General features: G+C 71.8%; 8 protein-coding genes. 1 reads left to right on the top strand and 7 read right to left on the bottom strand.

Features of this window, described 5'->3' with window-relative positions:
• The 6 genes from VFZ20_RS25630 to VFZ20_RS25605 all read right to left on the bottom strand — a co-directional run.
• Nucleotides 1-725, bottom strand: a 725-nt coding sequence (locus tag VFZ20_RS25630; RefSeq protein ID WP_329686808.1) for a DR2241 family protein, incomplete at its 3' end; no start/stop codon positions are given.
• Complete coding sequence (locus VFZ20_RS25625) at nucleotides 718-1,524, bottom strand: CbiX/SirB N-terminal domain-containing protein (protein ID WP_329686807.1); 807 nt, start codon at nucleotides 1,522-1,524, stop codon at nucleotides 718-720. The genes VFZ20_RS25625 and VFZ20_RS25630, both read right to left, overlap by 8 nt.
• Nucleotides 1,525-1,745: 221 nt before the next feature.
• Nucleotides 1,746-2,219 (bottom strand): hypothetical protein, encoded by a 474-nt coding sequence (locus VFZ20_RS25620; RefSeq protein WP_329686806.1) that lies wholly within the window; start codon nucleotides 2,217-2,219, stop codon nucleotides 1,746-1,748.
• 57 nt (nucleotides 2,220-2,276) lie between these two features.
• Nucleotides 2,277-2,900 (bottom strand): trimeric intracellular cation channel family protein, encoded by a 624-nt coding sequence (locus VFZ20_RS25615; RefSeq protein ID WP_329686805.1) that lies wholly within the window; start codon nucleotides 2,898-2,900, stop codon nucleotides 2,277-2,279.
• 171 nt (nucleotides 2,901-3,071) lie between these two features.
• Nucleotides 3,072-3,641, bottom strand: a complete 570-nt coding sequence (locus tag VFZ20_RS25610; protein ID WP_329686804.1) for a DUF1003 domain-containing protein — start codon at nucleotides 3,639-3,641, stop codon at nucleotides 3,072-3,074.
• A gap of 209 nt (nucleotides 3,642-3,850) precedes the next feature.
• Nucleotides 3,851-4,417 carry a hypothetical protein gene (locus tag VFZ20_RS25605; RefSeq protein WP_329686803.1) on the bottom strand — a complete coding sequence of 189 codons (567 nt, stop codon included), beginning with the start codon at nucleotides 4,415-4,417 and terminating at the stop codon, nucleotides 3,851-3,853.
• 311 nt (nucleotides 4,418-4,728) lie between these two features.
• Between VFZ20_RS25605 and VFZ20_RS25600 the strand changes: the two genes are divergently transcribed.
• On the top strand, nucleotides 4,729-7,851 hold the full coding sequence (locus VFZ20_RS25600; protein ID WP_329686802.1) for an Ig-like domain-containing protein: 3,123 nt from the start codon (nucleotides 4,729-4,731) through the stop codon (nucleotides 7,849-7,851).
• Nucleotides 7,852-7,956: 105 nt separating this feature from the next.
• On the opposite strand, the gene VFZ20_RS25595 is transcribed toward VFZ20_RS25600, so the two are convergent.
• On the bottom strand, nucleotides 7,957-10,572 hold a 2,616-nt coding region (locus VFZ20_RS25595; protein WP_329686801.1), incomplete at its 5' end, for an efflux RND transporter permease subunit.

The following is a 10,572-nucleotide window of genomic DNA, read 5'->3' as shown; positions in this document are numbered from 1 at the left end:
TGCTCGATCTCCTCCGCGCCCAGCCGGCCCAGCCCCGTGAGCTCCATCCGCGGCGCGCGCTCCAGCACCAGCACCTGCCGCGCGAACGAGACGAACATGCTGCACGCCTCGGGGCACGGCACCAGCGCGTCGCCCGTCGTGTCCCCTTCGGACGGCAGGTCCAGCGGCGCGTCGTCGTCGATCTTCCACGCCACGCGGCGCAGGCAGACGGCATCGCCGCAGCAGGCGCGCACCGTGTTCCGCACCACGTCCGGCGGAAGCAGCTTGACGGCGCCGTACATCCCCGTCTGCCGCGCGGCCGTCTCGCGCCAGTGCGTCACGCGCAGGGTGCCGGCCAGCTCGGCGTACCAGTGCAGCGCGCAGGCGGGATACAGGTAGTCCAGCGCCGTCCACAGGGCCCGCGCGTCCAGGTCCACCAGCGCCCAGCCCTGGCGCAGGTTGGGCGCCGTCTTGAGCGGACGGTGCTCGCCGGCGTTCGTCATCTGCGCGATGAAGCGCGCCGCGTACGGGTCCGGCGTCACCGTCTCCAGCGACGTGAGGGAGCGGTGCGCGTCGCGCGCGTGGCGGATCTCGTACAGGCCGTCGCCCGTGCGCAGCAGCCGCACCTGCAGAAAGGCGCGGCCCTCGTCGCCCCCCGCGTCGATCCACTGCACCAGCGCCTCGCGGGCCCGCGCCATGCCGCCCGCCGGCACGTGTGATCCGCGCACCTCCGGGGCATCAGACACCGGCCGCCTCCGCGATGACGATGCCCCCGGGAATGCGCGCGCCGGCCTCGCGGGCGCGCTGCAGCACGATCTGCGCGATCTCGGGGAAGGTGCCCACGGGCGCCGCGTAGAAGATCGTCCGCCCGTCCTTTTCCGTCACCGGGCTGATGGCCGGGCGGTTGATCCCCAGGTCGTCGGGAATGGTCTCCTGCGTGTGCCAGCCCTCCGCCACGAAGAAGGGGACGAGCACCACGCGGCGCTCCTCCATCTCCTCCAGCACCGCGTCCACCTCGGGCGCCTGGTCCAGGAAGCCCGTCCGCACCCGGCCAAACACGCCGGCCTCGTCCGCCTCGCGGCTCACGCGGTAGATGACCTCGGCGGAGTTGCTGTTTCGCTCCGTCCCGTGGCCGATGATGATGAGCCCCGCCTGGCGCGCCTCGTCGTGCGTGAGGCCGGCGCTCTCCTCGGCGCGGCGCAGGATCATCCCCGCCATGGACGGATGCGTGCCCACGGGCTTGGTGTAATGGACGGTGCGCCCCGCCTTGTCCGTCACCGAGGGCGCGGGGCCGGTGAGCCCCAGCTCGCGGGGGATCACTTCCTCCGTGAAGTAGCCCTCGGAGATGAAGAGGGGCACCACGTACACCTCGTCGGCCTCCACGAGGTCGAACACCTCGCGCATGGAGGGCTCCTCCTTCCAGAAGCACTCCCGCACCTCGTCGAACGCGCCGGTGGCGCGAAGGGCCGCGGCGTGCGCGTACACGGGAGCGCTGCTCTCCGCGTTGAGGTGCGAGCCGTGGCCGATGATGATCAACGCCTGCAACTGCGTAGCTCCTTGGGCGATACGTTCCATCCACCGGCGCCGAAGATGGGCCGGCGCCCCGCCCGGGGCAAGGGACGCTCCGGGCGCGGCGGCAGATCGCGGGAATCACCTGGAAACGGCGATCGCGCACCGGGTCGGCGAAGCCGGCGTCGATGCGCTGCCGCCGACTCCGCTGGCCCGTGTAAGATCGCGGTTCTTTCTGAGGATACGCGGGGGAGGCGTCAGTCGGAGGGGGAATCCGCCGCGTCCGGGTACTTGATGGTGGACCCGCGCATCTCGCAGCGGGCGGGGCGCCAGTCGTTCGCGGCCACGCGCGCCACGTAGCACTCCGCCGACCAGCTGCACGCCCGGCCGCAGCGCGCGCTCACGGTAACGCGCGCGCTGGTTTTTTCCATCACGTGCGGCTGGTCCACCCAGAACTCCACGGGCAAATCGCACGCGGAGCGCGGCACCACGGGCGGATCGTTCCCCGCCAGCGCCGCCATCAGCGCCGGCTTGGGATCGACGGGCGCGAACCCCGTCTCCGGCGTCCACTCGCCCAGGCAGCGCACCGTGGCGCCTTCCGTGAGATCCTCGCTTGTCCAGATCATCCGCAGGGCGGCCACCTGCACGGCCACCGTGTCCGCGGGCGCCTGCGCGGCGGCGGGAACGGCGGCCAGGATCATCGTCAGCAACAGCGGGATGCGCCCCTTCATCGACAGTCCTTCCCAGTGGAAGATGATGCATCGCAAGCAGATACGGATCCGCCGCGCCTACGGTTTCTCCGGCGGCAGGCTGAAGACGGGGAGCTTGAGGTTGCCCAGGATGGCGGCCAGGCGCAGCCCGGTGATGGCCGCCATCCCCGACAGGGCCGACGGCGCGCGCGGCACGCCGATCCACCCCAGCACCAGGTACAGCGTGATGCCGGCGATGGCGGCCGTGGCGTACAGCTCCGTGTCGGAGCGCAGGATGAGCGGGATCTCGTTCGTCAGCACGTCGCGGATCATGCCGCCGGCCGTGCCCGTCATGGTGCCCATGATGACGGCGATCACGGGCGGCACGCCGGCGTCCTGCGCGATCTGCGCGCCCGCCACGCTGAACAGGGCCAGCCCCAGCGCGTCGGCGATCAGCAGCGTCTTTTCCGGCGGATGAAAGCGGCGTGTCCACGCCACCGTGGCCATGGCGGCGCCGGCGATCACGAGCACGTAGACGGGGTCGGCGACCCAGAAGATGGGGCTGCGGTCCAGCAGCACGTCGCGCAGGGTGCCGCCGCCCACGGCCGTGACGACGGCGATCACCACCACGCCCAGCAGGTCCAGGCTCTTTCGCCCCGCCGCCAGCGCGCCGCTGATGGCGAACACGGCCACGCCCACGAGGTCCAGCAGGTAGGGGATCACGGGTTTTCGGTGCTGTGGATGCGCGGGCATACGGGCGCGTGGCCCGGCTTGGTGGACGGACGAACGGCGGGGGACAGGGTACAGGTTACAGGGGACAGCCGGCAACGGCGCGGACGGCGATCCGCCTCGGCCTCCGATGGGTGATCTCGATCGCGCGTCCGCGGCGGCCGATTACGGCGCGTCCGCCCGGCGCGGGGCTGATCCCGTGGATTCCGCCAGCAGGCGCTGCAGCATCTCGATCTGCACCTGCTGCAAGCGCACCAGCTCCGCCCAGTCCGCCTCGCGCAGCGCATCCAGCTTGTCGTGCAGGGCGCGGATCTCCGTCTCGGCCTTGAGGTTGACCTCGTAGTCGTTGGCGGCGTCCAGCCGGTCGCGGGTGGCCTGCCGGTTCTGCGACATCATGATCACGGGCGCCTGCAGGGCCGCCAGCGTGGAAAGGATCAGGTTGAGCAGGATGTACGGATACGGATCGAACGACTCGTGCCGCGCGGCCAGGATGCCGCTGTTCAGCACCATCCACCCCGTGAGAAAGGCGAGAAAGGAGAGGATGAACGGCCACGATCCGCCGAACGCGGCAATGCGGTCCGCCAGCCGGTCGCCGAAGGAGCGCGTGTCCAGGAAGTCGCGGTTCACGTCCCGCGCGACGTGCGTGCGGCGCAGGATGGCTTCGGCGATCCGCCGCTCGCGCGCGGCGAGCTGATGCAGCGCCGATTCCGGCGGGGTGTCGGGATGGGAGTGCATGGAAGGCGTCTCGTTCCGCGTGAGTCGTGCGCCCGCGCCGGGCGACCGCACGCAAGATAGCGAGGCGGCGACGGAAACGTGACAGGCATCCGCGCGCGGCGGCAGGAATCTCTCCATTCCGCGCGGATGGCGGACGAACGAAAGCCCCCGCCGGCGTGTGCCGCGCGGGGGCCTTCGTCGTCATCGGCCAGGGTTGAGCCGGCGGCCGGTCAGCGGTTGGAGGGCGTGGGGCGCAGGGTGGCGTCGTAGCCCCAGGGCTGCATGGTCCAGCTCCAGCGCTCGCGCGGCGACGACGCGCCCCAGATGGCGCCGACCGTAAAGCCCGTCCCCAGGCCGATGGCGCCGCCCAGCAGCGCCGACTCGCCCATGCCGCGGTCCGTCAGCTTGGCCGTCGCCGGGCCCACCACCAGCCCCAGCCCCGCGCCGATGAAGGCGCCCAGGCGTCCGCGGTACCACGCCGTGGAGCCGGCGCTGCCGCCCGCGAACTTGTCCAGCCGCGTGATGGAGCGCAGGGGCAGCAGCACGGTGTCGCCCGTGGCCTCGGACCTCACGGACAGCCCCTCCTGCCGGTACGACGTCACGGTACCCTGCAGGGGCGCGGGCAGAAAGTTGGGCGACGTCACGCGGACGCGCGTGCCCGTCAGCCCGTCGCGGACGGCCGGGGCGGCCACGGTCGCCTGGGGCCGCGGGGCCATGGCGGAGTCGGTCGCGACCTGGGCGGCGACGGGCATGGAGACGAGGAACGCGGCAACGGCCGCGAGCTTGGCGATCTGCATGGGATTATGGGGGGAAGTACCTGGAAAGAAACGGGTTAGGCGATGGAATATGGGCACGTCGGTGGATTCTGTCCACCTCCGGCCGCGCCTCCACGACGGAGTATCGGCACGCCGGCCGATTTCTTTCGCGCCTGGATTCCACGTGCCCCGGCGGAACACTCCGATGGCGCAACGAAATGCTGGCGCTCGGCCGGAATAGATGTAAATTGGCACGTTGCGCCCGGCTCCGGTCGCGCCCCGTCCCATCGTGCCGGCGTCTTTTCGCGCGCCATCCTTCCACCGCGCGCGTCTCTTGGATGGAGGTCCTCATCATGCCCGTTCCTCGTGTCTTCACCCGCCCCACCGCTCTCTTTGCGCTGATTCTGAGCATTGCCGCGTGCGACGGAGACCGATCGCCCGCCACGCCGCCCTCCGGCGCGACCCCCAGCTCCCTGCGCGTGCTGAGCGGCGACGGACAGTCCGGCGTGGCGGGCGCGGAGCTGCCCCAGGAGCTGGCCGTGGGCGCCGTGGACGCGGGCGGCAACGCCCTGCCGGGGATGGCCGTGCAGTTCGTCGTGGTTTCCGGCGGCGGTCGCGTCACGCCCCAGACGGCCACCTCGGACGCGCAGGGCTGGGCGCGGGTGCGGTGGACGCTGGGGACCGTCGCGGCGGACAGCCAGGTGGTGGAAGCCCGCCGCGAGGGGCTTCCGCCCGTGCGGCTGCGCGCGTCCGTGCGCCCGGACGTGCCCGCCACGCTGTCCGTCACGGCCGGCAACGGCGCGTCCGGCGCCGTGGGCGCCGCGCTGGACTCGCTGGCGGTCACGGTGAAGGATCGCCATGGGAACCCCATCGTAGGCCTGCCCGTCACCTGGGCGGTCGCGACCGGCGGCGGCTCCGTCTCTCCCGCGCAGACGGTGACGGGCGCCGGCGGCGTGTCGAAGACGCAGTGGACGCTGGGACTGCGGGTGGACAGCGCGCAGGGCGTGGTCGTCCGCGTGGCGGGGCTGGACTCCGTGGCCTTCACGGCCAACGCGGTGACGGCGGGCGTTCCGCTCCAGCTGGCCAAGCGCGGCGGCGACGGCCAGCGCGGCCCCGCCGGGAGCGTGCTGCTGGACTCGCTGGGCGTGGTGCTGCGGATGCCGGACGGGCGGCCCGTGCAGGGCGCCGTCGTCAATTGGAGTGTGCCCGCAGCGGCGGGAACCGTGACGCCCGCCGTCAGCCGGACGGACGCGAACGGCGCCGCATCCGCCGTGTGGCGCCTGGGCACGAGCCCCGGCCTTGTGCAGGCCACGGCGACGGTGGACGAGGGCACGCTGGTCTTCACCTCGCTCGTCGAGGCGAGCGCGCCCACGGGGATCGTCGCCGTGGCCGGCGGCGGCGAGGGCCCGGTGGGTGGCGCCATGGCGGACTCGCTCGCCGTGCGCGTGACGGACACCTACGGCAACCCGGTACCCGGCGCGGAGATCGCCTGGTCCGTTCAGTCGGGCGGCGGCGCCGTGCAGCCGGCGCGGAGCACGACGGACGCGGCCGGCATCGCGCGGACACAGTGGACGCTTGGCACGGGCGTCGGCGCGCCGCAGGCCGCGCAGGCCCAGCTCGGAACGCTCGCGCCGGTCACGTTCCAGGCAACGACGACGACGCGCGGGGTGCCCCTGCAGCTGGCCAAGCGCGGCGGCGACGGCCAGCGGGGTCCGGCCGGCAGCGTGCTGCTGGACTCGCTGGGCGTGGTGCTGCGGACGCCGGACGGCCGGCCCGTGCAGGGCGCCCTCGTCACCTGGAGCGTCCCCGCGGCGGCCGGAACGGTGACGCCGGCCACCTCGCGCACGAACGCGGAGGGGCTCGCCTTCGCGGCGTGGCGCCTGGGCACGAGCGCGGGCCTCGTGCAGGCGACGGCGACGGTGGACGAAGGCACGCTCACCTTCACGGCGCGCATCGAGGCGGCGGCGCCCGCGCACATCGCCGCCGTCGCGGGCGGCGGCGAGGGGCCGGTGGGCGGCGCGATGGCGGATTCGCTCGCCGTTCGCGTGACGGACCAGTACGGCAACCCGGTGTCCGGCGTGGAGGTCGCCTGGGCCGCGCAGACGGGCGGCGGCTCCGTTCAGCCCGCGGCGAGCACGACGGACGCGCAGGGTATGGCACGGGCGCAGTGGACGCTGGGCCCGATCGTCGGCACGCCGGGACAGACGGCGTCCGCGACGCTGGGCAGCCTGCCGCCCGTCGCGTTCCAGGCCACGGCGATCACGCGCGGCGTAACCCTGCAACTGGTGCGCGTGGGCGGGGATGAGCAGACGGGGGAGATCGGCGCGGCCCTCGCCGACTCGCTGGTGGTGCGGCTGCGAACGGCCGCGGGCGTGCCGGTGCAGGGCGCCACCGTGCAGTGGCGCGTGCTGACCGGCGGCGGACAGATCTCGCCCACGTCCGTCCGCACGGACGCGCAGGGTCATGCACGTGCGGCGTGGACCATGGGCTCGGTTCCCGGCCCCGCCACGGCCAGCGCTCAGGTGGACGAGGGCGCCCTGCTGTTCACCGCGGCGGCCCGCGCGGGGTCGCCCGCCGCGGTGCAGGTCGTCAGCGGCAACAACCAGAGCGCCACGCGCGGCACCATCCTGGCCGACTCCCTCGTCGCGCGCGTGGTGGACGCGCACGGCACCCCGCTCGCGGGCGTGCCGGTGCAGTGGAATGTGTTAAGCGGCGATGGGCACGTGCAGCACACAAGCGCCCAGACCGGCCCGGATGGAACCGTACGCACACGCTGGGCAGTAGGTTTGGCACCGGGTGACAACAGCGCCGCGGCATCCGTCGGGGGCCTCGCTGCGCGCTTCACGGCAACGTCCCGCCCCGGAACGCTCACGCTTCACAGCCGTAGCACCAAGCGGGAAGAACAAGTCGGGAACACCGTGTATGAGCTGAGCGGGTCGTTGGCGGCGTGGGTCACCGACGCGACAGGTGCCCGGGTGATTGGGGCACCCATCCGTTGGGATTTGGGCGGCATGTACCCGGTTCCGCTGCCATCGCCTTCGGCAACGCCGGGGTGGGATACGATCTCCATCGTCCGCCTCCGCGGAACCGAGTTCGGGATGATGTCGATCCCGGCGCTGTACGCGGTCGCGTATTTCGAAGAGCAGCGCGCCATCATTCTCAACGATAGCTACATCTACTTCTATGAACGCACCCAGCACTTGGTTGAGGGCCCAGGTCCGTACCTCGCAAACGACACGGCGGTGGTTGTGGTTCTCTTCACCGAGACCTCCGACCTCTACAGGGACGAATGGAACGAGAGGGTGCCCCTTCGCCTGTACGACGACAACGGCTGGAGCCTCGTGACGGATTCGTACGAGCCCATTCCCTGGCCTCTTGGGTCCAAGCTGGGACCGCGCACGGTGACGGTGTGCCTTCCCGAGCCGTACGCCATTCCCGAGGAATGCTGGCCCCTCGCCGCCACAGTTGTCCCCTAAGAGCCAGGAGGCGGACGGCCGGGCACCGCCGGCCGTCCGCATCCGTCAGGGCGTCCGGGCCGGGGTCGTCCCCTGCCCGGACGATTTTTATCATTCCATCGCGCTCTACGCCGCCGCGCGCACCTCCACCGCCGGCGCCAGCAGCTTGTACATCACGGGCGTCACCAGCCGCGCCAGGATGGTGGACGAGATCAACCCGCCGATGATCACCCACGCCAGCGGCGAGTACAGCGACGAGCCCTCCAGCGCCAGCGGCAGCAGCCCGCCGATGGCCGTCAGCGTCGTGAGGACGATGGGGACGAAGCGGATCTCGCCCGCCTTCTGGATGGCCTCCACCAGCCCCATCCCCTCCTCGCGCAGCTGGTTGGTAAAGTCCACCAGCAGGATGCTCGTCTTGATCTCGATGCCGATGAGCGCCACGAAGCCGATGGTGGCCGTAAAGCTCAGCGTGTGGCCGCTGATCCACAGCGCCGCGATGCCGCCCACCAGCCCCAGCGGGATCACGGACGCCACGATGAGCGTGCTGCGGAACGTGCGGAACTCCAGGACGAGGATGGCCAGGATCATGAACGTGGCCACGATCACCGCGCTCCCCACCCCGCCAAAGCTTTCCTGCCGGCTCTCGATCTCGCCCGCGGCCGTCCAGCGGTAGCCGGCCGGCAGCTCCATCCGCTCCAGCTCCGCCAGCACCGCGCGCGTCACCCGGTCCGTGTTGAAGCCGCTGCGCACGTAGCTCGTGACCGTCACGGCGCGCTCCTGCTCGTGGTGCTGGATCCGCGGCGCCGTGCTGGCGAACCGCACGTCGGCCACCTGCCGCAGGGGCACCGTGGCGCCCGAGAGCGCGCTCACGTACACGCGGTCCAGCGCCTCCACCGTGGGCATTCCCGCTTGCGGCAGGCGGACGCGGATGGGATACTCCTCGCCGCTGCCGTCGCGGTACAGGCCGGCCGTCAATCCCGCGATGCCCATGCGGATGGTGCGATCGACTTCCACGGACGGGATGCCGAACATCCCCGCCTTGTGCTGGTCCACGTCCACCTTGAGGTCCGTCCGGGCCAGGCGCACGGGGTTGTCCACGTACATCGTTCCCGGCGTCCGGCGGACGACCTGCTCCACCCGCGCGGCCAGGGCGCGCAGCGTGTCCAGCTCCGGCCCCGTCAGGCGGATGGCCACGGGCGCGTCGATGGGCGGCCCGTTCTCGAACTCGCGCACCTCGATGCGCGCGTTGGGATACTCGGCGAAGCGGGCGCGCAGGCGGTCCAGCATCCGCGGCGTCTCGTCCGTGTCGTACGCGTCCAGGGTGACGAACAGCTGCGCCACGGACGGGTTCTCGCTGCGGGGGATGACGTTGTAGTACACCTGCGGGTTGTCGCGCCCCACGTTGGCCATCACCGCCCTTACGCCCGCCTGCTGCGAGAGCACGCGCTCGGCGTAGCGCGCGGCGCGGTCCGTCTCTGCCAGGCTGCTGCCGTCCGGCGTGCGCACGTCCACCAGGAACTGCGGCGTGCCGGCTTTCGGAAAGAGCGAGAAGCCCACGACGGGGACGAGCGCCAGGGAGCCGACGAACAGCGCCGCCGCGCCCGCCAGCGTGAGCCCCGGGCGGGCCAGCGCGCGGTGCAGCACGGGCGCGTACGTGGCGCCGATCAGCCGGTGCAGGGCGCGCATGAAGACGTTGCCCTCCGCGTCCTCGTGGCGCGACAGCGTGCGGCTGGCCAGCCACGGGATGATGGTCAGGCTGATGAGGAGCGACGCCACCACGGTAAAGACGACCGTCAGCGGCATCACCCGGATGAACATCCCCGCCGTGCCGGGGAGAAAGATGAGCGGCAAAAAGGCGAAGATGAGCGTGGCCGTGCATCCCACCACGGCGACGCTGATCTGCCGCGTGGCCAGCAGCGCCGCCTCGCGCCGCGAGTGCCCTTCGCGCAGGAACCGGCTGATGTTCTCCACGACGACGATGGAGTCATCCACCAGCAGCCCCAGCGCGATCACGAAGCCGACGATGCTGAGCTGGTTGATGGTGAACCCCGTCATGTCCAGGGCCGTGAGCCCCATGGCCAGGGAAAGCGGGATGCTCACCATCACGATCCCCGCCGCGCGCCAGCCCAGGGGAAGCAGCGTGAGCAGGACGAGGACGATGGCGATGACGAAGTCGCGGCCCAGGTGGCTCAGCCGCTCGCGCACGTTCCGCGACTGGTCGAAGCCGCGCTCCAGCTTTACGGTGGGCGGCAGCGTCTTTTGGAACGCGTCCAGCTCCGCGTAGATGCCGTCGCGCACGGCGGAGATGTTCACGTCCGGCAGCTGGTTGGCCGTGACGAACACGGCACGCCGGCCGTTGTAGCGCGCCAGGTGCGCGGGGTCGCCGTAGCTCCAGTCCACGTCCGCCACGTCGCGCAGGAAGGTGACGTTGCCGTCCGCCGCGCGCACGACTGTGTTGCGCACCTCGTCCAGCGAGCCGTACTCCCCGCTCGTCTTTACGTTGAAGCGGCGGCTGCCGGCGTCCACGGTGCCGCCCGGCACGTTGGCGTTGTCGCTGCCGATGGCCTGCAGCACCTGCCCCGGCGCGATCCCCAGCTGCGCCAGCCGGCCCAGGTCCAGCCGGACACCCACCTCCCGCTCGGGAAAGGCCCACGCCTCCGCGCTCTTTACGCCGGGGACGGATTCCATCCGCTCCTCCAGCCGCTCGGCGCGCTGCTGCAGCTCGTGGTACGGCATCACGTC

The organism is Longimicrobium sp. (genome assembly GCF_036280135.1).
Lineage (GTDB): Bacteria > Gemmatimonadota > Gemmatimonadetes > Longimicrobiales > Longimicrobiaceae > Longimicrobium.
Note: the sequence above shows the minus strand (reverse complement) of the source record. Positions and strands in the feature narration are given on the sequence as shown.